This window comes from Nocardioides humi (genome assembly GCF_006494775.1).
Taxonomy (GTDB): Bacteria; Actinomycetota; Actinomycetes; order Propionibacteriales; family Nocardioidaceae; genus Nocardioides; species Nocardioides humi.
The window spans coordinates 6,079,319-6,102,917 of record NZ_CP041146.1; the positions used below are offsets into that span (position 1 = coordinate 6,079,319).

General features: G+C 73.3%; 27 protein-coding genes and 1 pseudogene. 13 read left to right on the forward strand and 15 right to left on the reverse strand.

Translation table 11 applies throughout. From position 1 onward, the window contains the following. Positions 1–43 precede the first annotated feature (43 nt). Entirely contained in the window at positions 44–436 is a 393-nt protein-coding gene (locus tag FIV44_RS29340) for a DUF4267 domain-containing protein (RefSeq protein ID WP_141007525.1), read from the forward strand. Here FIV44_RS29340 and FIV44_RS29345 read toward each other — a convergent pair. The 5 genes from FIV44_RS29345 to FIV44_RS29360 all read right to left on the reverse strand — a co-directional run bounded on the left by FIV44_RS29345 (position 429) and on the right by FIV44_RS29360 (position 3,822). After that, positions 429–1,235 carry a sulfite exporter TauE/SafE family protein gene (locus FIV44_RS29345; protein ID WP_141007526.1) on the reverse strand — a complete coding sequence of 269 codons (807 nt, stop codon included), beginning with the start codon at positions 1,233–1,235 and terminating at the stop codon, positions 429–431. The two genes, FIV44_RS29340 and FIV44_RS29345, sit on opposite strands and share 8 nt — an antisense overlap. Next, a complete protein-coding gene (locus tag FIV44_RS29350; RefSeq protein ID WP_141007527.1) occupies positions 1,232–2,302 on the reverse strand; it encodes an SPFH domain-containing protein in 1,071 nt (356 codons plus the stop codon). The genes FIV44_RS29345 and FIV44_RS29350 overlap by 4 nt, the downstream gene beginning before the upstream one ends. Further along, positions 2,299–2,772, reverse strand: coding sequence for an NfeD family protein (locus FIV44_RS29355; RefSeq protein WP_141007528.1), 474 nt, complete (start codon positions 2,770–2,772; stop codon positions 2,299–2,301). Before FIV44_RS29355 ends, FIV44_RS29350 begins: the two co-directional genes overlap by 4 nt. Positions 2,773–2,820: 48 nt before the next feature. Next, entirely contained in the window at positions 2,821–2,961 is a 141-nt protein-coding gene (locus FIV44_RS30970; RefSeq protein ID WP_181410886.1) for a hypothetical protein, read from the reverse strand. A gap of 63 nt (positions 2,962–3,024) precedes the next feature. Continuing rightward, on the reverse strand, positions 3,025–3,822 hold the full coding sequence (locus FIV44_RS29360; RefSeq protein WP_141007529.1) for an ABC transporter ATP-binding protein: 798 nt from the start codon (positions 3,820–3,822) through the stop codon (positions 3,025–3,027). A 30-nt stretch (positions 3,823–3,852) separates the two neighbouring features. On the opposite strand from FIV44_RS29360, the gene FIV44_RS29365 reads away from it, so the two are divergent. Next, the gene (locus FIV44_RS29365) at positions 3,853–4,602 is read left to right on the forward strand and encodes a hypothetical protein (protein ID WP_141007530.1); all 750 of its coding nucleotides are present in this window, start codon (positions 3,853–3,855) and stop codon (positions 4,600–4,602) included. Positions 4,603–4,616: 14 nt separating this feature from the next. Beyond that, positions 4,617–5,840: a phosphoserine phosphatase SerB gene (serB, locus tag FIV44_RS29370; RefSeq protein ID WP_141007531.1), complete on the forward strand. Its 1,224-nt coding sequence runs from the start codon at positions 4,617–4,619 to the stop codon at positions 5,838–5,840. On the opposite strand, the gene FIV44_RS29375 is transcribed toward serB, so the two are convergent. Further along, positions 5,841–6,350 carry a SixA phosphatase family protein gene (locus tag FIV44_RS29375; RefSeq protein ID WP_141007532.1) on the reverse strand — a complete coding sequence of 170 codons (510 nt, stop codon included), beginning with the start codon at positions 6,348–6,350 and terminating at the stop codon, positions 5,841–5,843. It abuts the gene before it with no gap. Positions 6,351–6,367: 17 nt separating this feature from the next. Here FIV44_RS29375 and FIV44_RS29380 point away from each other — a divergent pair, with 17 nt between their 5' ends. Beyond that, positions 6,368–7,045, forward strand: coding sequence for a YwaF family protein (locus FIV44_RS29380; RefSeq protein ID WP_141007533.1), 678 nt, complete (start codon positions 6,368–6,370; stop codon positions 7,043–7,045). Between the two features lie 74 nt (positions 7,046–7,119). Here the strand turns inward: FIV44_RS29380 and fabI are convergent, their stop codons facing one another. From fabI to FIV44_RS29395, 3 genes are all read right to left on the reverse strand, one after another. Beyond that, on the reverse strand, positions 7,120–7,902 hold the full coding sequence (gene fabI, locus FIV44_RS29385) for an enoyl-ACP reductase FabI (protein ID WP_141007534.1): 783 nt from the start codon (positions 7,900–7,902) through the stop codon (positions 7,120–7,122). 1 nt (position 7,903) lies between these two features. Continuing rightward, entirely contained in the window at positions 7,904–8,614 is a 711-nt protein-coding gene (locus FIV44_RS29390) for a beta-ketoacyl-ACP reductase (RefSeq protein WP_181410887.1), read from the reverse strand. A 242-nt stretch (positions 8,615–8,856) separates the two neighbouring features. Then, complete coding sequence (locus tag FIV44_RS29395) at positions 8,857–9,072, reverse strand: dodecin (RefSeq protein WP_141007535.1); 216 nt, start codon at positions 9,070–9,072, stop codon at positions 8,857–8,859. 43 nt (positions 9,073–9,115) lie between these two features. Here FIV44_RS29395 and FIV44_RS29400 point away from each other — a divergent pair, with 43 nt between their 5' ends. Next, positions 9,116–9,409 (forward strand): DUF3099 domain-containing protein, encoded by a 294-nt coding sequence (locus FIV44_RS29400; protein WP_141007536.1) that lies wholly within the window; start codon positions 9,116–9,118, stop codon positions 9,407–9,409. Beyond that, positions 9,399–9,611, forward strand: coding sequence for an acetone carboxylase (locus FIV44_RS29405; RefSeq protein WP_141007537.1), 213 nt, complete (start codon positions 9,399–9,401; stop codon positions 9,609–9,611). Before FIV44_RS29400 ends, FIV44_RS29405 begins: the two co-directional genes overlap by 11 nt. Before the next feature lie 19 nt (positions 9,612–9,630). Here FIV44_RS29405 and moaA read toward each other — a convergent pair whose 3' ends face one another. Then, positions 9,631–10,623: a GTP 3',8-cyclase MoaA gene (gene moaA, locus FIV44_RS29410; RefSeq protein ID WP_219996217.1), complete on the reverse strand. Its 993-nt coding sequence runs from the start codon at positions 10,621–10,623 to the stop codon at positions 9,631–9,633. A 104-nt stretch (positions 10,624–10,727) separates the two neighbouring features. Here moaA and FIV44_RS32945 point away from each other — a divergent pair. Both FIV44_RS32945 and FIV44_RS32955 read left to right on the forward strand, forming a co-directional pair. Further along, positions 10,728–11,162, forward strand: a pseudogene (locus tag FIV44_RS32945) (SURF1 family protein); the annotation flags it as partial. A gap of 131 nt (positions 11,163–11,293) precedes the next feature. Continuing rightward, positions 11,294–11,602, forward strand: a complete 309-nt coding sequence (locus tag FIV44_RS32955) for a hypothetical protein (RefSeq protein ID WP_246087087.1) — start codon at positions 11,294–11,296, stop codon at positions 11,600–11,602. On the opposite strand, the gene FIV44_RS29420 is transcribed toward FIV44_RS32955, so the two are convergent. Genes FIV44_RS29420 through glpK form a run of 3 tightly spaced genes read right to left on the reverse strand, consistent with a single transcriptional unit; the run spans position 11,488 to position 15,532 of the window. Next, positions 11,488–12,249, reverse strand: a complete 762-nt coding sequence (locus FIV44_RS29420) for an SDR family oxidoreductase (RefSeq protein WP_141007539.1) — start codon at positions 12,247–12,249, stop codon at positions 11,488–11,490. The two genes, FIV44_RS32955 and FIV44_RS29420, sit on opposite strands and share 115 nt — an antisense overlap. Next, the gene (locus FIV44_RS29425; protein ID WP_141007540.1) at positions 12,249–14,006 is read right to left on the reverse strand and encodes a glycerol-3-phosphate dehydrogenase/oxidase; all 1,758 of its coding nucleotides are present in this window, start codon (positions 14,004–14,006) and stop codon (positions 12,249–12,251) included. The genes FIV44_RS29420 and FIV44_RS29425 overlap by 1 nt, the downstream gene beginning before the upstream one ends. Beyond that, on the reverse strand, positions 14,003–15,532 hold the full coding sequence (glpK, locus tag FIV44_RS29430; protein WP_141007541.1) for a glycerol kinase GlpK: 1,530 nt from the start codon (positions 15,530–15,532) through the stop codon (positions 14,003–14,005). The genes FIV44_RS29425 and glpK overlap by 4 nt, the downstream gene beginning before the upstream one ends. An 82-nt stretch (positions 15,533–15,614) precedes the next feature. On the opposite strand from glpK, the gene FIV44_RS29435 reads away from it, so the two are divergent. Both FIV44_RS29435 and FIV44_RS29440 read left to right on the forward strand, forming a co-directional pair. Then, positions 15,615–16,379 (forward strand): ABC transporter ATP-binding protein, encoded by a 765-nt coding sequence (locus tag FIV44_RS29435; protein ID WP_246086708.1) that lies wholly within the window; start codon positions 15,615–15,617, stop codon positions 16,377–16,379. Position 16,380: 1 nt separating this feature from the next. Beyond that, complete coding sequence (locus FIV44_RS29440) at positions 16,381–18,939, forward strand: ABC transporter permease (RefSeq protein ID WP_141007543.1); 2,559 nt, start codon at positions 16,381–16,383, stop codon at positions 18,937–18,939. Between the two features lie 23 nt (positions 18,940–18,962). On the opposite strand, the gene FIV44_RS29445 is transcribed toward FIV44_RS29440, so the two are convergent. Both FIV44_RS29445 and FIV44_RS29450 read right to left on the reverse strand, forming a co-directional pair. Further along, positions 18,963–19,844, reverse strand: a complete 882-nt coding sequence (locus FIV44_RS29445) for a hypothetical protein (RefSeq protein WP_141007544.1) — start codon at positions 19,842–19,844, stop codon at positions 18,963–18,965. A gap of 51 nt (positions 19,845–19,895) precedes the next feature. Next, entirely contained in the window at positions 19,896–20,621 is a 726-nt protein-coding gene (locus tag FIV44_RS29450; protein WP_219996218.1) for a helix-turn-helix domain-containing protein, read from the reverse strand. A gap of 144 nt (positions 20,622–20,765) precedes the next feature. On the opposite strand from FIV44_RS29450, the gene FIV44_RS29455 reads away from it, so the two are divergent. The 3 genes from FIV44_RS29455 to FIV44_RS29465 are packed head-to-tail and all read left to right on the forward strand — an operon-like array spanning position 20,766 to position 23,592. Then, positions 20,766–21,188 (forward strand): FMN-binding protein, encoded by a 423-nt coding sequence (locus tag FIV44_RS29455; RefSeq protein WP_141007545.1) that lies wholly within the window; start codon positions 20,766–20,768, stop codon positions 21,186–21,188. After that, positions 21,185–22,051 (forward strand): FAD:protein FMN transferase, encoded by an 867-nt coding sequence (locus FIV44_RS29460; RefSeq protein ID WP_141007546.1) that lies wholly within the window; start codon positions 21,185–21,187, stop codon positions 22,049–22,051. Before FIV44_RS29455 ends, FIV44_RS29460 begins: the two co-directional genes overlap by 4 nt. Then, complete coding sequence (locus FIV44_RS29465; protein WP_141007547.1) at positions 22,048–23,592, forward strand: FAD-dependent oxidoreductase; 1,545 nt, start codon at positions 22,048–22,050, stop codon at positions 23,590–23,592. Before FIV44_RS29460 ends, FIV44_RS29465 begins: the two co-directional genes overlap by 4 nt. Positions 23,593–23,599: the final 7 nt, after the last annotated feature.

The window sequence follows — 23,599 nt, forward strand, 5'->3', positions numbered from 1 at the left end:
AGGATCCCATGACCGCCGGTCGCCGGGGCACTATGTTCTCCCCATGGCTGCAGCTTTCCGCATGGATCCCGTCACCGGACTCTCCGTCGGGCGCATCGTCATCGGCGTCGGCGCCCTGGCCGCTCCCTCGGCCACCGCGCGCGTGTTCGGGCTCGACCCGGCCGGCAACCCGCAGCTCGACTACATGGGCCGGATGTTCGGCGCACGCGAGCTCGCGCTCGGCGCGGTGACGCTGGTGTCCCGGGGCGCCCTGCGGCGCAACCTGACCGTGGTCGGGATCGCGGTCGACGGGGCCGACCTCGCCAACGGGCTCATCGAGCTCGGTCAGCGCAATGTCACCAAGCTCGCCAGCGGGATGCTCGTCGGCGCCGCCGCCGGGGCCATGGGCTCGGGGGTCCTCGCGCTGGTCCAGCGACGGGCCACGAAGGTCAGCTGACCAGCACCACGACGGCCACCAGGCCGACGACGACGATCGCCGCGCGCAGCGCGACGGGGGGCAGCTTGCGGCCGACCGCGGCGCCCAGCAGGCCGCCGCACACCGAGCCGATCGCGATGAGCAGCACGATCAGCCAGTCGACCTTCGCCTCCGCCCCGAGCAGCCCGAGCTCGGCGACGACGACGAACACCAGCCCCGCGACGGCGTTGACGACGGCGACAAGCACGTTCTTCACGCCGTTGAGGCGCTGGAGGGCGTCCGCGATGCCGATGCCGAGCACGCCCATGAGCAGCACGCCCTGCGCGGCGCCGAAGTAGCCGCCGTACACGCCGGTGGCGAAGACGGCGATCGGCACCCACCACGAGCGCTCCACGGCGCTGGTCCGGCCGTCCGTCGCCTCGCCGCGCCGCTCCGCGCGGGCCGCGACCGCGCGCGAGAGGCGCGGCTGGAGGACCACGAGGCCGATCCCGAGCAGGATCAGGACGGGGACGACCGCCTCGAACGCCCCGGGCGGCAGGACGAGCAGGAGGACCGCGCCGGCCACGCCGCCGACCGTGGAGAACGCGAGCAGCCGCAGCAGTCGCTCGCGCTGGCCCACCAGCTCGCGGCGGTAGCCGAAGGCTCCCGCGATCGAGCCCGGCACCAGGCCGAGGCTGTTGGACATGTTGGCGGTGACGGGAGGTACGCCGAGCGCGAGCAGGGTCGGGAACGTGATCAGGGTGCCGGAGCCGACCACCGCGTTGATCGTGCCCGCACCGACGCCGGCCAGGAGGACGGCGACGATCTCGAGCGGCGTCACTCCGCGGGAGGCTCGCCTGCCGGGGGCTTGCCCGGGTGCGCGGCGCTCTCGGCCTCGGCGATCGCCTCCTGGACGACGGCCTCGCTGTTGCCGGTGAGCGGGGTCGCCGGCTCGGTCGGCCCCATGTCGACCCGCTTGGCCGGGCCGGGGGTCTCCTTGGGGATCCCGGCGATCTCGTGGATCGACGAGCCGAGGCCCTCGAGCGCCTTGGTGATCTCCGACGGGATGACCCACACCTTGTTGGCGTCGCCCTCGGCGATGCGCGGCATCATCTGGAGGTACTGGTAGGCCAGCAGCGACTGGTCGGGCCGGCCGTCGTGGATGGCCTGGAAGACCGTCTGGATGGCCTGTCCCTCGCCCTGGGCCCGCAGGATCTGCGCCTCGCGGTCGGCCTGCGCGCGCAGGATCTGCGACTCCCGCTCACCCTCCGCGTTGAGGATCGCGGACTGCTTGTTGCCCTCCGCGGTGAGGATCGCCGACTGCCGCTGACCCTCGGCGGACAGCACGAGCGCGCGCTTGTCGCGCTCGGCGCGCATCTGCTTCTCCATCGCGTCCTTGATCGACGGCGGCGGGTCGATGCCCTTGATCTCGACCCGCTTGACCTTGATCCCCCACCGGCCGGTGGTCTCGTCGAGCACGGCGGAGAGCCCGCTGTTGATCGACTCGCGGCTGGTCAGGGTCTGCTCGAGGTCCATCCCGCCGACCACATTGCGCAGCGTGGTCATGGTGAGCTGCTCGATGGCTTGGATGTAGTTGGAGATCTCGTAGGTCGCCGCGATCGGGTCGGTCACCTGGAAGTAGATGACCGTGTCGATGTCGACCGTCAGGTTGTCCTCGGTGATGGCGGCCTGCGGCGGGAAGCTCACGACCTGCTCGCGCAGGTCGATGACGTAGCGGACCTTGTCGATGAACGGCACCACGAAGTTGAGGCCCGCCGGCAGGGTCTCCTTGTACTTGCCGAACCGCTCGACGATGCCGGTGTAGGCCTGTGGGACCACCCGGATCGCCTTCGCGACCACGGTGATCACCAGCAGGAGCAGGAGGACGAGCAGGACCAGGACGGTCATCGGGGCTCCTCGAGTTCGGGGGCGGACACGGGACGGACATGGGCCGTGGCGCCGACGATGGAGACGACCTCCACCGTCTCGCCGACGCCGAGCGCCGAGCCCGCGGGCTCCGCGACGGCCAGCCAGGACTCGCCGCCGATCTTGACCCGGCCGGGCCGGTGCTCGGACACGGGCTCGGTGACGATGCCGCGGCTGCCGACCAGGCTGGCCGGCCCGAGGACCAGCTCGGGCCCGCCGTGGAGGCGGCGTACCAGCTGCGGGCGGACCGCGGCGAGCAGCAGCACCGACGCGGCCGAGGCGACCAGCACCTGGACGACGACGTTGTCGGTCACCAGCGCCGTCGCGACCCCGGCGAGGGCGCCGCCCGCCAGCATCAGCAGGAACAGGTCCAGGCTCAGCAGCTCGGCGAGGGCCAGCACGAAGGCCGCGCCCAGCCACGCTTCCCAGAGATGGTCGCGCAGCCAGTCCATGAACGAAGCCTAGTGGAGAGGCCTCCATCGCCGGCAGGCGCGCCGAGGTCAGGGGGTCCACCGCAGGACGCCCCGCTCGATCTCCGACCGCAGCTCGTCCACCAGCCGCACCGCCTCCTCGGGGCTCTCCACCCGCACCTTGTGCCTCAGGCGCGGCGTGCCCAGGCGGATCTCGAAGACGCCGATCATGGCCGTGACGATCAGGTCCTCCCGACCGCTCGGCGCACGGACCTTGGCCTCCCCGGTGGGCGCTCAGCCCCGGTGGTGGTGCTTGCGCCGCGCGGCGTACCGGCCGTCGTGCTGCTCGAGCACCAGCGGCATGCCGAAGGTCGCGGAGAGGGCCTCGGCGGTCAGGGTGTCGTCCAGGGGACCCTGGGCGACGACCCGGCCGTCGCGCAGCATGATCACGTGGGTGAAGCCGGGAGGGATCTCCTCGACGTGGTGGGAGACCAGGACGGTCGCCGGGGACAGCGGGTCGTAGGCGAGGACGGACAGGGTCGAGACGAGGTCCTCGCGGCCGCCGAGGTCGAGGCCGGCGGCCGGCTCGTCGAGGAGCAGCAGCTCGGGGTCGGTCATCAGGGCGCGGGCGATCTGGACCCGCTTGCGCTCCCCCTCGCTGAGGGTGCCGTAGGTGCGGTCCGCGAGCGCGGCGACGCCGACCTCCCGCAGCAGCGCGTCGGCGCGGGCGTGGTCGACGTGCTCGTAGTCCTCGCGCCAGCGCCCGAGCACGGCGTACGACGCCGTCAGCACCAGGTCGCGCACGGTCTCGTTGCGCGGGATCTGCTCGGCGACCGCGGCGCTGGAGACGCCGATCCGGGGCCGCAGCTCGAACACGTCGACCGTGCCGAGCAGCTCGCCGAGCAGCCCGACCGCCCCGGAGGTGGGGTGCAGCTGCGCGGCGGCGATCTGCATCAGGGTGGTCTTGCCGGCGCCGTTGGCGCCCAGCACGATCCACCGCTCGCCCTCGCGGACGACCCAGCTGACGCGGTCGAGCAGCGTGGCCTGCCCACGGCGTACGGTCACCTCGGCGAGCTCCAGCACGGCGGACATGCGAGCCACCTTAGCCAGTAGGGTCGGCGGGTGAGCGCCCTCCCCGTGTCCGCCCGGCTGGCCTGGTGGGGAACGGCCTGGCTGCGCGGACGGGTCGGTCCCGACGAGGTCCTCGACGCCGTCCACGGCGACGATGTGACCCATGTCGTGAGCGCTGCGGACGGGCCCTCGTCGCTGCTGCTCGAGCTGGCGGCGGCGCGCAACCACGGCGCCGACGCGGTCGCGGCGGCGTTCCCCGCGCCGGGCGACCCGGCCGGGCTGCGGGGGCCACGGGAGCTGACCACCGCGGCGGTCGAGGCCGGCGAGGTGGCGCTGCTGCCCGGCTCCCTGCCCGGCATCGGGCTGGTGCCACGGCAGGTCGGCCGGGCGGTCGAGTGGACCGTGCTGACGGCCGAGCGCCGGCCGCCGTCGGACCTCGGCGAGGCCGACCGGCAGCTGCGGGCGGCGTTGCTGACGGCCGCGAACGTGCTCGCGGACCTCGACGTCGCCCGATGGCAGCCGCTGGTGGCCGACGAGCTGCACGACCTGCGGGCCGGCATACCGCTGGCCGCTCCCCCGGGTACGCCGGGCCGCTGCGTCGACCTCGCCGGCCGGGCCCTGCACCTCGAGCGGGTCGTGGGGCTCGCGCTCCAGGACGACGGCGGCGCCCTCTCCACCGGCGACGCGGCCGCGCGCCGGGCCGCACTGGAGCCGCTGGAGCGCGCGGCACGGCATGCGCTCACCGCGGCCTGCTCGCCCGACGGCTGGCCACCGTCGTCCGACGACCCGTCCCACCGGTAGCGTTGCGCCCCGCCATGAGTCCTCACGATGCAGCGGACGACACGCTCCTGATCACCGTCACCGGCGCCGACCGGCCCGGCGTCACCTCCGCGGTGCTCGAGAGCCTGGCCGGCTCCGGGGTGAGCGTCGTCGACCTCGAGCAGATCCTGATGCGCGGCCGGCTGGTCCTCGGCGTGCTCGTCACGGCCCCGCGCGACCGGAAGAGGCTGCGGCGCCGGCTCGAGTCCAGCGTCGAGGCGCTCGGCATGACCGTCGAGGTCGAGAAGGGCTCGGGCGACAACCGCTCCCGCCACGAGGACCGTGCCCACGTCACCGTCATCGGCGCTCCGCTCCGGGCGTCCGCGATGGCGGCCATCGCCGGGCGGATCGCCGACTGCGGCGGCAATATCGACCGGATCGAGCGGATGGCCCGCTACCCCGTCACGGCCATCGAGCTCGACGTCTCGGGCGCGCCGCCCGCCCAGCTGCGTCAGCTGCTCGCGGTCGACGCCGCCGCCCACGGCATCGACGTCGCCGTCCAGCCGGCCAACCTGCTGCGCCACGGCGTGCGCCTGATCGTGATGGACGTCGACTCGACGCTGATCCAGGGCGAGGTGATCGAGATGCTCGCCGAGCACGCCGGCTTCGGCCCGGAGGTCGCCGACGTCACCGAGCGGGCGATGCGCGGGGAGCTCGACTTCGAGCAGTCGCTGCGGGCCCGGGTCAAGCTGCTCGCCGGGCTCGACGCGTCCGTCCTCGACGAGGTGTACGACGCCATCGTGGTGAACCCGGGAGCGCGGACCATGGTGCGCACGCTGCGCCGGCTGGGGTACCGGTTCGCGATCGTCTCGGGCGGGTTCAGCCAGATCACCGACCGGCTGGCGACCGACCTCGGCATCCACCGCTCGCGCGCCAACACCCTCGAGATCGTGGACGGGCGGCTGACCGGCGAGGTGGTCGGGCCCGTCGTCGACCGGGCCGGGAAGGCGCAGGCGCTGCGGGAGTTCGCCGCCGACCTCGGCGTACCGGAGGCCGCCACGATCGCGATCGGCGACGGCGCCAACGACCTCGACATGCTCGCCGCCGCCGGGCTCGGCATCGCCTACAACGCCCGGCCGGTCGTCCGCGAGGCCGCCGACACCGCGCTGAACGTGCCCTATCTGGACGCGATCATGTACCTGCTCGGCATCAGCCGCGAGGAGATCGAGGCGGCCGACGCCGCGGCGGGCATCGTCACGCCGGCCCCGCCGCTGGGGTGATCAGCCCCGGCCGACGTGGAAGGCGCGGAGCCGGCACCCCATCGGCACGACGTCCGACCACGAGCCCTCGAGCGTGAACACCGCGGCGGCACCGGTCGGGAAGCTCGCGAGCTCGGCGGCGCCGGTCGCCTCGCCCTCGCCGTCGTCGAGCAGCTGGACGAGCATCGCCATGGTGGGGTTGTGCCCGATCACGACGACGGTCGCGGCCTCGTCGGGCGTGCTGTGCACCAGCTCCAGGACACCGCTCTCGTCGGTGCCGTAGAGGTTGCCGTCGAGCTGCGGCGCGAGGCCCCATCCGGCGCCGGCGGCGACGACGTCCCAGGTCTCGCGGGTGCGGGCGGCGTACGACACGTAGGCGACATCCGGGACCACGCCGTTCGCGCCCAGCCACGCGCCGAGAGCGCGCCCGTCCTCCCGGCCGCGGGCGCTCAGCACGCGCTCGACGTCGGAGGGGGCGAACTGCTCGGCCTTGGCGTGTCGGACGACGACGAGCAGCCGTTGCTTCTCCACCCGGGCATCGTAGACCCATGCCCCAGTACGGAATCACCCATCTGATGCCGCTCGCGGTGTTCGCGGTGGGACTGGTGGTCGTGGTGGTGCTGGGGCGCCGGCACGCGTCGTACGACGGCCCCACCCGGTTCAGCCGGACCTGCGCCCTGCTCATCCCGATCGCGACCGTGCCGCTCCAGGTGATCGACCTGGTGTTCAACTTCGAGCTCGGGGTGACCCTGCCGCTGCACCTGTGCGATCTCGCGTGGATCGCGGCGACCTGGGCGCTGTGGACGCACCGGCCCTTCCCGGTGGCGCTGACCTTCTTCTGGGGGCTGACCCTCACGATCCAGGGGATCGTCACGCCGTCGCTCAACGAGGACCTGCCGCACCCGCGCTACTTCGCGTTCTGGGCCCTGCACCTGCTCATCGTGTGGGCGGCCGTCTACCTCGTGGTGGGACTGCGCCTGGTGCCGCGCTGGCGCGACTACCGGGCCGCCGTCGCCACCACGCTGCTGTGGGTCGTCGTGGCATACGTCTTCAACCTGGTCGCCGACACCAACTACGGCTACCTGATGCGCAAGCCGGGGCGCTCGCTCCTCGACCTGCTCGGGCCGTGGCCGTGGTATGTCGTCGAGGAGATCGCGATCGTGCTGGCGGTGTGGGCGCTGATGACCGCGGCCGCGCGGCGGTGGCTGCCATCACGACGGCCGTAACCACGGGGCGGGGTCCCCGCGGAGTTGTTCGCGGAGGAGCGAAGCGGGGGAAGCGAAGAACTCCGTGGGGTGCCTCAAGCGCCCATGGCGTGGAAGCCGCCGTCGACGTGGACGATCTCGCCGGTGGTGGCGGGGAACAGGTCCGAGAGCAGGGCGCAGACCGCCTTGGCGGTGGGCTCCTGGTCGGTGTTGTCCCAGCCGAGCGGCGACTTCGTGGTCCACATCGACTCGAGGTCCTCGAAGCCGGGGATCGCCTTGGCGGCGAGCGTCCGGAGCGGGCCGGCGGAGACCAGGTTGACCCGGATCCCGTCGTCGCCGAGGTCGCGGGCGAGGTAGCGCGCGGTCGACTCCAGGCCGGCCTTGGCGACGCCCATCCAGTCGTAGACCGGCCACGCGACGCTGGCGTCGAAGGTGAGGCCGACGACGGAGCCGCCGCTCGTCATCAGGGGACGGCAGGCGACGGCGAGGGACTTCAGGGAGTACGCCGAGACCTGCACGGCCTGCGCGACGTCCTCCCAGGGGCCGTCGAGGAACTTGCCGCCGAGCAGCGTCTCGGGGTTGCCGTAGGCGATCGAGTGCACGACGCCGTCGAGCCGGGCGTCGGGGCCGAGAGCCGCGCGGACCGCGGCCGGCAGGGCCGCGAGGTGCTCGGTGTCGGTGACGTCGAGCTCGATGACCTCGGGCAGCTCCGGGAGCCGCTTGACGATCCGGCGGGTGATCCGCAGCGCCTGGCCGAAGTTGGAGACGAGGACGGTGGCGCCCTGCTCCTGCGCGAACTTCGCGACCGCGAAGCCGATCGAGGTGTCGAGGGTGACGCCCGCGACCAGGATGCTCTTGCCGTCGAGGATGCCGCTCATGTCAGTGCCCCATTCCGAGTCCGCCGTCGACGGGGATCACCGCGCCGGTCACGTACGCCGCCTCCGGGCTGGCGAGCCACAGCACCGCGCCCGCGACCTCGGCCGGGTCGGCGTACCGGCCCAGCGGGACCTGGCTGCGGATCCCCTCCTTCTGCTCGTCGGTGAGCACCGCGGTCATGTCGGTGTCGACGTACCCGGGGGCCACGACGTTGGCCGTGATCGAGCGCGGGCCGAGCTCGCGCGCCAGCGACCGGGCCATGCCGACCAGGCCGGCCTTGGAGGCGGCGTAGTTGACCTGGCCGGGCGAGCCGAGCAGGCCGACCACGCTGGAGATGAAGATGATCCGGCCCTTCTTCTGCCGCAGCATGCCCTTGGCGGCGCGCTTGGCGAGGCGGAAGGAGCCGGTGAGATTGGTGTCGATCACCGACGACCAGTCGTCCTCCGACATCCGCAGCAGCAGGGTGTCGTGGGTGATGCCGGCGTTGGCGACCAGCACCTCGACCGGGCCGTGCGCCTCCTCGGCGGCCGCGAACGCCGCCTCGACCGCCGCGGCGTCGGTGATGTCGGCCTTGAGCTCGAGCGCACCCTCGGGTGCGCCTCCGCTCCGGGTCGTGACGGCGACCTTGTCGCCCGCGGCGACGAAGGCCTCGGCGATCGCGCGGCCGATGCCGCGGTTGCCTCCGGTGACGAGGACGGAGCGTGGTGAGTTCACGCTCTGTGACGCTAGTGGGGCGACGCCTGCCGGCTCGTGGGCGGTGGGCACCAAGTTCGCGGGCTGTGGTTGTAGGACTCCGACAAACGGGCCGGAATCGGGTGACTCCGAGGCGCTGCGGTTTGGTCACAAACCGCAACCCGAAGCCCGGAATCGATGCGGTTTGGGACCAAACCGCATCAATAGCGGCCCGACACCGGAGCGGAACCCACCAAAACGGAGCCCGCGGACGAAAGCCGGGGCTACTCGTCGTCCTCGAGGCGGAACCCGATCTTCATGGTGACCTGGAAGTGCTCGACGGTGCCGTCCTTGATCTGGCCGCGGACCTGGCTGACCTCGAACCAGTCGAGGTGGCGCAGGGTCTGGCCGGCGCGCTCGACGCCGTTGTGGATCGCTTGGTCGATGCCGTCGGGAGAGGTGCCGACGATCTCGCTGACGCGGTAGGTGCGGTTCGACATGCCAGCAGCGTACTCAGCGCGGCACCGGCGTAGGGTGGGGGCCATGGACGCCATCCGGATCACCACGGCCGGCTCCAGTCCCCAGGCCGACCTCGCGCGGAGGCAGCGGAAGTACGTCATCGCGATGACGATCCGCACGCTCTGCTTCATCGGCGCGGCCATCAGCGGCGCGGCCGGCGTCCACTGGCTGTGGCCGATCCTGATCGCCGGCGCCATCGTCCTGCCGTACGTCGCCGTGGTGATGGCCAACGCCGAGGACAGCCGGACGTCCGCGCTGCCCCTCACCGGCGGCGGCGACGCCCAGCGCCAGCTCGGGCCGGGCGAGCATGACCGCTGAGCCGGCCGAGGGGCCCGCGGCGGCGATCTGCTCGGCTCGAGGCTGCCGCGAGCCCGCCCGCTGGCAGCTGCTGTGGAACAACCCCAAGCTGCACACCCCCGACCGCCGCAAGACGTGGCTCGCCTGCGACGCCCACCGGGAGTCCCTCGAGGCCTTCCTCGGCGCGCGGGGGTTCCTGAAGGAGACCGTCCCGCACCGGTGACCCGCGACGACCCCGCCGGTCAGCCGCCGATGGCCGACATGGGCCGGTCGGGCTGGAGGAAGGTGGGGTCGTCGATGCCGTGGCCGGCGGCCTTGCCCCACATGGCGACCCGCCAGCGGTCGGCCAGATCGTCGTCGGTGGCACCCGACCGCATCGCCAGCCGCAGGTCGGACTCGGAGCGGGCGAACAGGCAGTTGCGGACCTGGCCGTCGGCGGTGAGCCGCACCCGGTCGCAGTCGCCGCAGAAGGGGCGGGTGACCGAGGCGATGATCCCGACCGTGGCCGGACCGCCGTCGACGTGGAACAGCTCGGCGGGCGCGCTCCCCCGCGGCTCGGAGGCGGGCGAGAGCCGGAAGACGGACGACAGCGAGGACAGGATCTCGTCGGCGGTCACCATCGACGCGCGGTCCCAGCCGTGCTGGGCGTCGAGCGGCATCTGCTCGATGAACCGCAGCTGGTAGCCGCGCTCGAGGCACCACGCCAGCAGCTCGGGCGCCTGGTCGTCGTTGACCCCGCGCAGCAGGACCGCGTTGACCTTGACCGGACCCAGGCCCGCGGCCTCGGCGGCGGCGAGGCCGGCGATCACGTCGTCGAGCCGGTCGCGGCGGGTGATCGTCTCGAAGGTACGACGACGCACCGTGTCGAGGCTGACGTTGGCCCGGTCCAGGCCGGCCGCGGCGAGGGCGTGCGCGGTGCGGGCCAGGCCCAGGGCATTGGTGGTGATCGACATCTCCACGCCCGCGTCGAGGGAGCGCACCTGCCGCACGATGTCGACCAGGCCCCGTCGTACCAGCGGCTCGCCGCCGGTGAACCGCACCTCCCGCACCCCCAGCCGCTCCACCGCGACGCCGATCAGCCGGACGACCTCGTCGTCGGTGAGCTGGTCGTCGGCGGGCATCCAGTCGAGGCCCTCGGGCGGCATGCAGTAGGTGCAGCGCAGGTTGCAGCGATCGGTCAGCGACACCCGCAGGTCCGTCGCGATCCGGCCGTGCTGGTCGATGAGGGGCTGCACCCCAGCAAGGATAGTCCGGTGCGCCTGAGCGCGATGCGGCCGATTAACGTTGTGCTGTGCTGTCCTGGCTCTCCTCGTGGCGATTCCTGCTGAGCCGCCGCTGGGTGCTGTTCTTCCTCGCGATCATCATCGTCGGCTGGGCGACGTGGTGGCTCGGCGAGTGGCAGTTCGGCCGCCTGGAGGATCGCAAGGAGCGCAATGCGGTCGTCCGCGCCAACGAGGACCGCTCGCCCGCCGACGTCGACGAGGTGCTCGCCCCGGGCCGTGCGGTCCGCGAGGACGACGAGTGGCGCCTGGTCACGGCGACGGGCACCTACGACCGCGACGACACCGTCGTGGTCCGCTACCGCACCCGCAACGGCTACCCCGGCGTCGAGGTCGTCGTCCCGCTGGTGACGACCGGCGGCCCCACCCTCCTCGTGGACCGCGGATGGTTCGGCACCGACGACCCCCGGATCGGGTACGACGACCTGCCGGCGCCGCCCGAGGGCGAGGTGACCGTCACCGGCTGGGTGCGGGAGGACGGCAGCGGGCGCAGCACGCAGGTCGACGACCACGGCACCCGCGCCATCGCGAGCGGCCCGATCGGCGAGGCGATCGGCCAGCAGGTGTTCACCGGCTTCGTGGCGCTCGAGAGCGAGGACCCGGCCCCGAGACCGAGCTGGCGGCGGTGGAGCTGCCGGAGCTCGGCGAGGGCCCGCACTTCTTCTACGGCCTGCAGTGGTGGTTCTTCGGGGTGCTCGCCATCGGCGGCTTCGCCTATCTCGCCTGGGACGAGCGCCGGCTGGGCCCCCGCGGCCAGCGGGTCGGCACCAAGCGCCGCTCCGGCGGCCCGTTCTCCCGTCGCGCTCCCGCCGAGGCCGGTCAGAGCGGGCGGAGCATCCCGCCGTCGACGGGCAGCATCACCCCGGACAGGTACGACGCCGCGGGTGAGAGCAGGAACGCCGCGACCCGGCCGAACTCCTCCGGCAGTCCGTAGCGCCGCAACGGGATCTGCGCCGACGCCTCGGCACGAGCGGCCTCGGCGTCGCCGCGGGCGGCGTCGAGCTCGGCGATCCGCTCGGTGCCGATCCGGCCCGGGAGCAGGCCGTTGACCCGGATGCCGCGCGGCCCGAGCTCGTCGGCCAGCGTCTTCGCCGCCATGGCGAGCCCGGGCCGCAGGCCGTTGGAGATGGCCAGGTCGAGGATCGGCTGGCGCACGCTGCTGGAGAGGACGAACGCGATCGAGCCGCCCTCGCCCAGCACGGCGCCCACCTCGCGGGCCAGCCGGACCGCGCCCAGGAAGACCGAGCCGAAGGCGGTGGTCCACTGCTCGTCGGTCATCGCGGTGATCAGCCCCGCGGGCGGCCCGCCGACGCTGATCAGCACCCCGTCCACCCGGCCCCACGCGTCCTGCGCCGCGGCGAGCAGCGCCGCCGGGGTGTCGGGCGCGGCGTTGTCGGCGACCACGCCGCGGGCGTGCTCCGGCCCGCCGAGCGCGGCGACGGTCGACTCGACCGACTCCGCCGAGCGCCCCGACACCACGACCCGGGCGCCGTCGGCCACGAGCGCCTCCGCCGTGGCCCGGCCGAGCCCGCGGGTGCCGCCGGTGACGAGGTGGACGCGGTCCTTCAGTCCGAGCTCCATCAGGGAATCTCCATCGACTCGATCTCCTCGGCTATCCGCGACACGGGGACGACGTCCGGCGCTCCCTTGCGCGCCGCGTCGGCCGTGTGGTCGTCGGGCTGCCGCTGGCTCTCGCGCTCGGCCTCGACCCGCTTCAGGTAGTGCTCGACCTCGCGCTCGGTCTGGCCGGCGTCCCAGCGCAGGTGGCTCCGCACCAGCGCCGCGACGTGGGGTGCGGCCGCGACGCCGCGGTCGAAGGTCTCGAAGGAGATCCGCATCCGGCGGGTGAGGATGTCGTCGAGGTGGCGCGCGCCCTCGTGGGTGACGGCGTACACCGCCTCGGCCATCAGGTAGTCCTCGGCGCCGGGCAGCGGCTCGCCCAGATCCGGCTCGGCGGCGATCAGGTCGAGGACCTCCAGGACCAGCGAGCCGTAGCGCTCCAGGAGGTGCTCGACCCGGTTGATCGCCAGCCCGGACTGGGCGGCCAGGGCGCGCCGCTGGTTCCACAGCGCCTGGTAGCCGTCGGCGCCGACGAGCGGCACCCGCTCGGTCACACACTCCCCCGCCCTGCGCCCGAGCACGGTCTCCAGGCCGTGGACCGCCTCGTCGACGGCGTCGGCGGCCATCACCCGGTACGTCGTGTACTTGCCGCCGGCGACCACCACGAGGCCCGGCACGCTGTGGGCGACGGCGTGCTCGCGGGAGAGCTTGGAGGTCGCCTCGGACTCGCCCGCGAGCAGCGGGCGGAGCCCGGCGTACACGCCCTCGACGTCGTCGCGGGTCAGCGGCACCTCCAGCACGCGGTTGACGTGCTCGAGGAGGTAGTCGATGTCGCTCGAGCTGGCGGCCGGGTGGTCCTTGGACAGCTCCCAGTCGGTGTCGGTGGTGCCGATGATCCAGTGCCGCTTCCAGGGGATCACGAAGAGCACCGACTTCTCGGTGCGCAGGATCAGCCCGGTCTCGCCGCGGATCCGGTCGCGCGGCACGACGAGGTGGATGCCCTTGCTCGCCCGGACCTTGAACTGCCCGCGCTCGCGCGCCATCGCCTGCGTCTCGTCGGTCCACACGCCGGTCGCGTTGATGACCTGCGAGGCGCGGATCTCGAACCGTCGCCCCGTCTCCAGGTCGATCACCTCGGCCCCGACGACGCGCTCGCTCTCCTTGAGCAGGCCCAGGACGCGGGTGCGGGAGGCGACCGCCGCGCCGTACGTCGCCGCGGTGCGCGCCAGGAACATGGTGTGCCGGGCGTCGTCGACCTGGGCGTCGTAGTAGCGGATCGCGCCGACGAGGGCGTCCTTGCGCAGCGACGGGAACGCCTTGCGGGCGCCCCGGCGGGTCAGGTGCCGGTGGACCGGCGTGCCGTCGCCGTACCCGCTCGCCTTCGACAGCGCGTCGTACAGGGCGACGCCGGTGCCGGCGTACCAGCGCTCCCAGCCCAGCCCGGTCAGCGGGTAGAGGAAGGGCACCGGGCGGACGAGGTGCGGGGCGAGCCGCTGCATGAGCAGCCCGCGCTCCTTGAGCGCCTCGGCGACCAGCCGGAAGTCCAGCATCTCCAGGTAGCGCAGGCCGCCGTGGACCAGCTTGGAGCTGCGGCTCGACGTGCCGGAGGCGAAGTCGCGGGCCTCGACCAGGCCGACCGAGAGGCCGCGGGTCGCGGCGTCGAGCGCCGCACCGGAGCCGACGACGCCGCCGCCGATGACGAGGACGTCGAGCTGCTGTGTCGCCAGCCGCTTGAGCGCGGAGGTGCGCGCCCGGGGCGAGAGGGGTGCGGGCGTCATCGGCTCTCCACCTCCACCCAGTCGAGGGTGCGTTGCACGGCCTTCTTCCATTGCGCGTAGCCGGTCTCCCTGCGTTCGGAGTCCCACTGCGGCTCCCAGCGGGTGTCCTCGCGCCAGTTCTGCCGGAGCTCGTCGGTGTCGCGCCAGTAGCCGACCGAGAGCCCCGCGGCGTACGCCGCACCGAGGGCCGTGGTCTCCGGCACCACCGGCCGGGACACGGGTACGCCGAGCACGTCGGCCTGGATCTGCATGCACAGGCCGTTGAGCGTGACGCCGCCGTCGACCTTGAGCACCTCCAGCTCCGCGCCGGAGTCGGCGCACATCGCCTCGACGACGTCGCGCGACTGGTAGCAGATCGCCTCCAGCGTGGCGCGGGCGACGTGGGCGTTGGTGTTGAACCGGGAGAGCCCGACGATGGCGCCGCGGGCGTCGGAGCGCCAGTAGGGCGCGAACAGCCCGGAGAACGCCGGGACGAAGTAGACGCCGCCGTTGTCGTCGACCTGCCGCGCCAGCGACTCGGACTCGGAGGCGCCGCTGATGATGCCGAGCTGGTCGCGCAGCCACTGCACGGCCGAGCCGGTGACCGCGATCGAGCCCTCGAGCGCGTAGACGCACGGCTGGTCGCCCAGCCGGTAGGCCGGGGTGGTGAGCAGCCCGGCCTTCGAGCGGACGATCTCGGTGCCGGTGTTGAGGAGCATGAAGTTGCCCGTGCCGTAGGTGTTCTTCGCCTCCCCCGGCGCGAAGCAGACCTGCCCGACGGTCGCGGCCTGCTGGTCCCCCAGGATCCCGGTCACCGGCACCTCGCCCCCGAACGGGCCGCGGCCGCGGGTCACGCCGTACGGCGTGGTGGCCGACGACTCCCGGATCTGCGGCAGCATCGCCCGCGGGACGCCGAAGAAGCCCAGCAGCTCGTCGTCCCAGTCGAGGGTCTCCAGGTCCATCAGCATGGTGCGGCTGGCGTTGGTGACGTCGGTGACGTGGACGCCGCCGTCCGGCCCGCCGGTGAGATTCCACAGCACCCAGGTGTCCGGCGTGCCGAAGAGGGCGTCGCCGCGCTCGGCCGCGTCTCTCAGTCCTTCGACCTCCTGAAGCAGCCACTGCAGCTTCCCGCCGGAGAAGTACGTCGCCGGCGGCAGCCCCGCGCGGTGCCGGATCACGTCGCCGCGCCCGTCCCGGTCCAGCGCCGCCGCGATCGCGTCGGTGCGGGTGTCCTGCCAGACGATCGCGTTGGCGAGCGGCCGGCCGGTGCGGCGGTCCCACACGATCGTGGTCTCGCGCTGGTTGGTGATGCCGATCGCCGCCAGATCCTCCACGCCGAGGCGGGCCTTGCCGAGCGCGGTCTGGACGACGGCGGAGGTGCGCTCCCAGATCTCGACCGGGTTGTGCTCCACCCAGCCCGCGCGCGGCAGGATCTGCTGGTGCTCGAGCTGGTGCCGGGCGACCTCGGTGCCGTCGTGGTCGAACACCATGAAGCGGGTGCTCGTCGTCCCCTGGTCGATCGCCCCCACGAAGCGTGCCTGCGCCATGACCCGAAGCCTACGGAACCCATGGGACGCCTCAGGGACATTCCGGATGCGGGTCGTCGGCGCGACCTGTCAGGGTGGAGTCATGCCGACCGCAGTCGCCGCCCGTGCCATCGACCTCCACAAGCGCTACGGCGCCGGTGACTCCGAGGTCCGCGCCCTCGACGGGGTCTCCCTGGAGATCGGCGCGCGCGAGTTCACCGCCATCATGGGCCCGTCGGGCTCCGGCAAGTCGACGCTGATGCACTGCCTGGCGGCGCTCGACACCCCGACCTCCGGCGACGTGCAGATCGGCGACGTGATGCTGTCCCGGCTGCGCGACAAGGCGCTCACCGCCCTGCGGCGCGAGCAGGTCGGCTTCGTCTTCCAGGCGTTCAACCTGGTGCCGACGCTCACCGCGCGCGAGAACATCCTGCTGCCGCTCAGCCTCGCCGGGCGCAAGCCGGACCAGGCCTGGTTCGACACGGTGGTCGACACCGTCGGCCTGCGCGACCGGCTCGGGCACCGGCCCTCGCAGATGTCCGGCGGCCAGCAGCAGCGGGTCGCCTGCGCGCGGGCGCTGGTCAGCCAGCCGGCCATCGTCTTCGCCGACGAGCCGACCGGCAACCTCGACAGCACGTCGGGGGCCGAGGTACTGGGCTTCCTGCGGCGCAGCGTCGACGAGTTCGGCCAGACGATCGTGATGGTCACCCACGACCCCGTCGCGGCGTCGTACTGCGACCGGGTGGTGTTCCTCGCCGACGGCCGGATCGTCGACGAGATCCGCAACCCCGACCGCGACCAGCCCGCCCGGGTGGCCCGGATCTCGGAGTGCATGACGAACCTCGCCGCGGCAGCCGGGACGGCCTGACGTGCTGCGCCTGACCCTGCGCAACCTGTTCGCCCGCAAGGTGCGGCTCGTCATGAGCGGGCTGTCGGTGATCCTCGGCGTGGCGTTCCTGGCGGGTGTCCTGGTCTTCAGCAACGGCCTGGCCACGACCTTCGACGGCATCATCCACGGCTCGACGCCCGACGGCGTCGTCCGCGCCGTCGACACCGAGTCCTTCGACGGCGGCGTGTCCGGCCAGTCCGGCCTCGCGCTGACCCCGGACGACGTCGCCCGGCTGGCTGGCCTGCCCGAGGTGGCGCGCGCCGACGGCGACGTCGCCGGGTTCGGCATGAACCTGCTCGCCAGCGACGGGACCCTCGTCGGCGGGACCGGCGCGCCGACCCTCGCCTTCAACCACACCGACGGCCCCAACATGGACGGCGAGCGGGCGCTGCTGCTCCAGTCCGGCCGCTGGCCGGAGGCACCGGGCGAGATGGTGCTCGACGAGGCGGCCGCGAAGGCCGGCGACTACCGCCTGGGCGACCAGGTCAAGCTGCTCGCGCCCTTCGGGACCCTGGAGCGGACCGCCGAGCTGGTCGGCACCGCCGAGTTCAACGGCGGCGGCACGGCGGGCGCGACCCTGCTGATCTTCACCACCGAGGAGGCACAGGAGCTGTTCCTCGGGGGCGCGGACGCCTACAACCAGATCAGCCTCACCGCGGCCGACGGCGTCAGCCAGGACGAGCTCGCCGACGCCGCCCAGCAGGTGCTGCCCGAGGGCTTCGAGGCGGTCACCGGCGACCAGGTGGCCGAGGAGTCCCAGGACGCGGTGGGCGCCTTCCTCGGGATCATCAACACCTTCCTGCTGGTGTTCGCGATCATCGCCGTCATCGTGGGTGGGTTCATCATCGTCAACACCTTCTCGATCCTGGTGGCCCAGCGCACCCGCGAGCTCGCGCTGCTGCGCGCCCTCGGCGCCGGCCGCGGCCAGGTCACCCGCTCGGTCCTGCTCGAGGCGCTCGTGCTGGCGCTGGTCGCCACGACACTCGGCATCGGCCTCGGCCTGGTGCTGGCCCGCGGCCTGGCCGCGATGTTCCGCTCGGTCGGGCTCGACATCGCCAGCGACGCGCTGGACCTCACGCCCCGCACGATCGTGACCGGGTACGTCGTGGGCGTCGGCGTCACGATGGCGGCGGCCTACCTGCCCGCGCGCCGCGGCGCCAAGGTCGCCCCGGTGGCGGCGATGCGCGCGGACGCGGTGCCCGAGCGCGGGTCGCTGCGTCGCCGTAGCCTCGTCGGCGCGGTGCTGCTCGCCGTCGGCGCCGGCTTCGCGGCCACCGGGATCGCCGGCGCGCCCGGCTCGGACGCCGCCTGGATCGGCGTCGGCGCCGTGATCTGGATCCTCACCGTCGCGGCGATCAGCCCGGTCGTCGGCAAGCCGGTCCTCGCGCTGTGCCGCTCGCTGTTCGGCGCGCTCTTCGGCACCACCGGCCGGCTCGCGGGCGAGAACGCCCTGCGCGACCCCCGTCGTACCGGCGCCACCGCCTCGGCGCTGATGATCGGCCTGGCCCTGGTCTCCACCATCGGCGTGCTCGCGGCCTCGCTCAACAAGTCCGTCGACGACGTGGTCGACGAGCAGTTCACCGCCGACCTGCTCGTGCAGAACACCAACTTCCTGCCCTTCTCGACCGAGATCGGGGACGCCGTCGCGCAGGTCCCCGGCGTCGACGTCGTCAGCCGCCAGCAGTGGGCCGCCGCCCGCGTGCAGTCGGGCCCGGCCGCGGGCGAGACGGTCAACATCGCCGGCAACGACGCCGCGTACGGCCGGATCTACGACCTCGACGTCGTGGCCGGCGACGCGACGCCGACGGGAGCCGAGGCGGTCCTGTTCCGCGGCCTCGCCCGCGACCTCGACGTCGGGGTGGGCGACGCGATCGACCTCGGCTTCCTGGGCGGTACGACGCTGCACCTCACGGTCGCCGGCATCGTCGAGTCCGCGGAGACCACGGCCGAGGTCAGCATCCCGATCGACCAGCTCGTCGCGGCCGGCGTGCTGCGCCAGGACACCAACCTCAGCATCCTCATCGACCCCGCTGTCGACCCCGCCACGGTGCGCGACGCCGTCGACGACGCGGCCGCCCCGGCGCCCATCGTCGGCGTCTTCGACAAGGCCGGCTTCGCCGACGAGATCCGCGGGCAGGTCAACCAGCTGCTCTACATCATCTACGGCCTGCTGACCCTGGCGATCGTGATCGCGGTGATCGGCATCGTCAACACGCTGGGGCTGAGCGTGATCGAGCGGACCCGCGAGATCGGGCTGCTCCGCGCGGTCGGCATGAGCCGGGCCAAGCTGCGCCGGATGGTCACCCTCGAGTCGGTCGCCATCGCGGTCCTCGGCGCCGTGCTCGGCATGGTCCTCGGCCTGCTCATCGGCGTCCTGCTCCAACAGTCGCTCAAGGACGACCTGACCAGCCTCGGGCTGCCGATCGGGCAGCTGCTGGCCTTCCTCGTCGTGGCGATCGTGGTCGGCGTGCTCGCGGCGGTGGTGCCGGCGATCCGCGCCGCCCGGCTCGACGTGCTGGACGCCATCGCGACGGAGTGAGCGCGGCGCGGTCGACGGACTGATCAGCGGCTGTTCGCGCGCAATGTCGCGACTGCGCCGGCCGTGGCGTACCCGCGCCACTCGAGGGTGGCGGCGGCGGAGTAGCTCGTGAAGTCGATCGGCCACCCGCCGTCCGGGAGCTGTGCTCGTTCCAGTCGGTCCAGCTCGTCCGATACCGCCTGTGGATCGAGGAGGTCGCGGAGTGGTCGTCCGGGTTCGGATCGGAGGTGGACCGTCTCGTCCGCTGCTCCGCCGACGACGGCGAGGGCGCCGTCGCTCGGGACGAACTGCGTGAGGTGGGCCAGCAGCTCGTGAGCCTCCGGGTGAGTGTCGGAGGCGATGTCGAGGAGTTGGAGCGAGAAGGACAGCACGTACGCGAAGGGAGCTTCGTCGATCTGACGAATCCGCTCGAAGCAGTACCGCGTCGCCGTCGCCAGCCACGGATGGCTCCGTAGGGAGCCGTCCCAGCGTGCCGCGTGATGCGCCTGGGCAGCCACCGCCGCGGTGATCTGCAAGGACGACTCAGCGGGGTTCGCCTGCACCCAGAAGGGGGCACATGCCACGGGATCGCTGATGGGGAGCGCGAAGGGCAGCCCACCGTCCGGGAGGGTGGCGGACTCCAGCCAGCCCAGAAGCGCGGTCGTGTGCGGGGAGGTCGCAGGACCGGCTGCGGCCAGCGCCTCGAAGGCGTGGAGCGCGGCGCCGGGCTGGCTCTCCGGACACCGAAGATCCGGTTCCAACCCCCATCCGTATCCCCCGTCCGGGTTTCGATAGGCGTCGAGCCCACGGATGATCGCCTCACGCGCGGCGTCGCTGCCGGTGCTGGCCACCTCGAACCGCCGCCGGTCGAGGACGCGCGCGTGCGAGGTCATGAATGCCTCGGCGCGGCTGAGATCGATGCCCATGCCCACCACCCTGCCGGCCTGCGCTGCTGCCGTCTTGGACGAATCGGCAGATCAGCCGTCGGTCGGTCGGCCGTCGTCGAGTCGGAGGAGCGCCACGGGGGTCCGGCCGGTGAGCCGCTTCGCCTCGCGGTTGAGGTGTGCTTGGTCGGCGTAGCCCGCGGCGAGGGCGGCATCGCCAAGGGAACGACCGGCACGGGCGACCCGCAGGGCGTGGTGGAGGCGGTGGATCGAGGTGAGCGTCTTCGGGCCGTAGCCGAACAGCCGGTCGCTGACGCGACGTAGCGAACGCTCGGACAGGTGGTGTCGCTCTGCGATCTCGTGGACGCGCAGGCCCCGCCGAGCCGCTCGGTCGATGGATGCCGCGAGGCGGATCGTCGAGGCCTCCGGATCCGCTCGTGTCCACAGGGCCATGACGATCCGCTCCAGGGACTCGGCTGCGTCGTTCGGCGGCGATCCGAGGAGCCGTGGTGGCAACGTGACGAGGTCGCCGAGGCCCACGCGTTGGTCGGTCAGCTCGCGCGCCGACACGCCCAAGAGCGTCGGGGCGACGCCCGGGGCGAACTGCAGGCCCCAGGTCACGTCTCCGGCCCGAGTCGCGGCGATCATGGCGCGGGTGTCAGGGCCGGCGACGACGAGCCGCCCGTCGAACCACATGAGGTCCATCACGCCGTCCGGGAGCACGTGCTGTTCCGTGCCCTCTGACACGACCCGCCACAGGGTCGCGCCGGTCAGCGCGCCGCGCCCTGTCGTGTAGCTGCTCACGCCCGCCGACTCCATCAGCGGTCACTCTAGTAGCGCGGGCGTTGCTCGGCGCACCCCGCGACGACGCGGCGGTGAGACCGGGTCTCCGGGCATTCAGCAGACGAAGGTAAGGTTGTCATTACCTAATCTTCGGATCCGACACCAGGAGTCCCACCACCCATGAGAAGGCCCTCCTCCTCCCGTCTGCTCGGGCTGGCCGCCGTCGGCCTGGCCGGCGTCGGCAGCGCCTGCACCGCCGCCGACGAGCCTGCGGACGCCGCGGACTCCGACCGGGGCTCCGGCGGCTACACCGCCGGCGACTACACCGCCACCGGCAGCTACACCACTCCCGGCGGGGCCGAGAAGCTCGAGGTCAGCCTGACCCTCGACGCCGACGGCACCATCAGCGCCCTCACCGTCACCCCGCTCGGGGTGAACCCGAACTCGAAGAAGTTCCAGGCCCAGTTCGCCAGCGGCATCGCCGACGTCGCGGTCGGCAAGAGCATCGCCTCGCTCTCGGTGGACAAGGTCGCCGGGTCGTCCCTGTCGTCCGGCGGCTTCAACAGCGCCCTCGATGCGATCGCCGACGCGGCCCAGCCGTGACCCCGGCCGCGCCGCCGGCGACCGGGCACGCGTTCGCGGCGCTCGGCACCCGGTGGGAGGTCGCCGGCGACGCGCTCGACCTGGCGCCCGCGCTCCGCGCGCTCGACGACCTGGACCGCACCTGGTCCCGGTTCCGTGAGGACTCGGTGGTCGCCCACGTCGCGCGGCGCGGCGGCGTCATCCCGCTCGACCCGGCGACCACGCGACTGCTCGACCTCTACGACCGGCTCGACGCGCTCACGGGAGGGGCGGTCAACCCGCTGGTCGGCGGCAGCCTCGAGGCGCTCGGGTACGACGCGTCGTACTCCCTCGTCGCCGGCGCTCCGGTCGCCGCGCCCCCGTGGCGCGACGTCGTGCGGACCCCGGAGCGGCTGGAGCTGCCGGCGCCGTGCGTGGTCGACATCGGTGCCGCCGGGAAGGGGCTCGCCGTCGATCTCGTCGCCGAGGCGCTCGACCGCCCGGCCGGCGCGCTGCACTGGGTCGACGCCAGCGGCGACCTGTGGAACGCCCCCGGCCACCGCCCCCTCCGGGTCGCCCTCGAGGACCCCGCCGACCCGGCGGCGGCCGTCGGCGTCGTGGAGGTCGCCCCGGGACAGGCGATCGCCGCGTCCGCGACCAACCGCCGGGCCTGGGGCGACGGGCTCCACCACGTCCTCGACGCCCGCACCGGCGAGCCGGTCCGCCGGGTGATCGCCACCTGGGCGATCGCGGACTCCGCCCTGCTCGCCGACGGCGCCGCGACGGCGCTCTTCTTCGCCGCGGCCGACCGGGTCGCCGCCGACCTCGGCGTCGTGGCCGTCCGCCTCCTCAGCGACCGCACCGTCGACGTCGGCGACGGCTTCACCGGAGAGGTCTTCACGTGATCGCCACTCGACTGGACTCCGCGCTCGGGCGCCTCCCGATGTACCGCGTCGTCTCCGGCGCGCTCGGGGCACTGGTGCTCGTCGCCCTCGTCCTGGCGGCGACCGGCCGCCTCGACCGCACCGTCTTCGGCCTGCCCGCGATGCTGCTGACGCTCGCCGTCCTGGTCGTCGCCTCGGTGGCCGCCAACCAGGCGGTGGCCCGGCTCCGCGGCCTGCGGCCGCACCCGGAGTCGGCGCTGATCACCGCGCTCCTGCTGTGGTTCCTGTACTGGCCGACCACGGATCCGGCGGAGCTGGCCTGGCTGGGCCTCGTCGCGGTGCTCGCGACCCTGAGCAAGTACGTCCTCGTCCGGCACGCCCGCCACCTCTTCAACCCCGCCGCCGCCGGCGTGGTGCTCCTGGCGCTCGTGGGCTGGGCCGCCGGCACGCCGGAGTCGCTGCCGTTCACGACCTGGTGGATCGGCAGCCAGGTCCTGCTCCCCTGGGTCGTCGTCGCCGGGGTCCTCGTGCTGTGGCGGGTGCGCCGGGTGCTGCACGTGGCGGTCTTCGTCGTGGCCGCCACGGCGCTCACCGCCGGGGCGCTGCACGACCAGGCGCTCCCCTGGGCCGACGGCCTCCGGTTCGCGCTCGAGTCGTCGCCGGTGGTCTTCTTCGCGGCCCTCATGCTCACCGAGCCGCTCACCCTGGCGCCCCGCCGGCCGCACCAGGTGCTCGCCGCCCTCGTCGCCGCGGTCGTCTTCACGCTGCCGCTCACCGCGCTCGCCGCCGGGTACCTGCTCGACCTCGGCCCGATCGGCGGCAGCTACGAGATCGCCCTCCTGGCCGCCAACCTGGTCGCCTTCGCGTGCGGCCAGCGCGGCACCCACCTCGAGGTGCGAGCGGTCCGCCCGATCGGCGCCGACACGGTCGAGGTCGCCTTCGCGCCGCACCGCCGGCTGCGCTTCCTCCCCGGGCAGTACGTCGAGCTCGACCTCGGCGCGACCGGCGCCGCCAGCGACCGCCGGGGGCTGCGCCGGATCCTCAGCATCAGCAGCCCGCCGGGCGAGGAGATCACCGTCGCGGTACGGGTGACCGACCCGCCCAGCGCCTTCAAGGCAGCCTTGCAGGCGCTCGCACCCGGCGATCGGGTCCGCGCGACCCTGGTCGGCGGCGACTTCGTCTGGTCGCGCCGGGAGGCGCCGCTCCTGCTCGTCGCCGGCGGGATCGGCGTCACGCCCTACCTCAGCCAGCTGCGCGCCGAGCGCCACCGGGGGTACGACGACGTGGTCCTCGTCTACGGCACCACTGCCGACCCGGTGCCCTACGCCGACGAGCTGGCCGCGACCGCCGCCCGGGTGGTCCTCGTGTCGCCGACCCGCCCGGCCGGCGTACCCGACGACTGGGAGCACGTCCCCGGCACCGACCTCAGCGCCGAGCTGATCGCGGCGGCCGTGGCGGACCGGCACCGGCGGCGCACCTACCTCAGCGGCCCGCCCCGGATGGTCAACGCGCTCCGCCTCGCGCTGCCGCGGGCGCGGGTCGACCAGTTCAGCGGCTACTGAGCACCCG

Bases quoted from the DNA above. Each gene is read 5' to 3' on its own strand.
- FIV44_RS29340 (WP_141007525.1), top strand. From the start codon at position 44: ATGGCTGCAGCTTTCCGCATGGATCCCGTCACCGGACTCTCCGTCGGG.
- FIV44_RS29350 (WP_141007527.1), bottom strand. From the start codon at position 2,302: ATGACCGTCCTGGTCCTGCTCGTCCTCCTGCTCCTGCTGGTGATCACC.
- FIV44_RS29355 (WP_141007528.1), bottom strand. From the start codon at position 2,772: ATGGACTGGCTGCGCGACCATCTCTGGGAAGCGTGGCTGGGCGCGGCC.
- FIV44_RS30970 (WP_181410886.1), bottom strand. From the start codon at position 2,961: ATGATCGGCGTCTTCGAGATCCGCCTGGGCACGCCGCGCCTGAGGCAC.
- FIV44_RS29360 (WP_141007529.1), bottom strand. From the start codon at position 3,822: ATGTCCGCCGTGCTGGAGCTCGCCGAGGTGACCGTACGCCGTGGGCAG.
- serB (WP_141007531.1), top strand. From the start codon at position 4,617: ATGAGTCCTCACGATGCAGCGGACGACACGCTCCTGATCACCGTCACC.
- FIV44_RS29380 (WP_141007533.1), top strand. From the start codon at position 6,368: ATGCCCCAGTACGGAATCACCCATCTGATGCCGCTCGCGGTGTTCGCG.
- fabI (WP_141007534.1), bottom strand. From the start codon at position 7,902: ATGAGCGGCATCCTCGACGGCAAGAGCATCCTGGTCGCGGGCGTCACC.
- FIV44_RS29395 (WP_141007535.1), bottom strand. From the start codon at position 9,072: ATGTCGAACCGCACCTACCGCGTCAGCGAGATCGTCGGCACCTCTCCC.
- FIV44_RS29400 (WP_141007536.1), top strand. From the start codon at position 9,116: ATGGACGCCATCCGGATCACCACGGCCGGCTCCAGTCCCCAGGCCGAC.
- FIV44_RS29405 (WP_141007537.1), top strand. From the start codon at position 9,399: ATGACCGCTGAGCCGGCCGAGGGGCCCGCGGCGGCGATCTGCTCGGCT.
- FIV44_RS29420 (WP_141007539.1), bottom strand. From the start codon at position 12,249: ATGGAGCTCGGACTGAAGGACCGCGTCCACCTCGTCACCGGCGGCACC.
- FIV44_RS29425 (WP_141007540.1), bottom strand. From the start codon at position 14,006: ATGACGCCCGCACCCCTCTCGCCCCGGGCGCGCACCTCCGCGCTCAAG.
- glpK (WP_141007541.1), bottom strand. From the start codon at position 15,532: ATGGCGCAGGCACGCTTCGTGGGGGCGATCGACCAGGGGACGACGAGC.
- FIV44_RS29435 (WP_246086708.1), top strand. From the start codon at position 15,615: ATGCCGACCGCAGTCGCCGCCCGTGCCATCGACCTCCACAAGCGCTAC.
- FIV44_RS29445 (WP_141007544.1), bottom strand. From the start codon at position 19,844: ATGGGCATCGATCTCAGCCGCGCCGAGGCATTCATGACCTCGCACGCG.
- FIV44_RS29450 (WP_219996218.1), bottom strand. From the start codon at position 20,621: ATGGAGTCGGCGGGCGTGAGCAGCTACACGACAGGGCGCGGCGCGCTG.
- FIV44_RS29455 (WP_141007545.1), top strand. From the start codon at position 20,766: ATGAGAAGGCCCTCCTCCTCCCGTCTGCTCGGGCTGGCCGCCGTCGGC.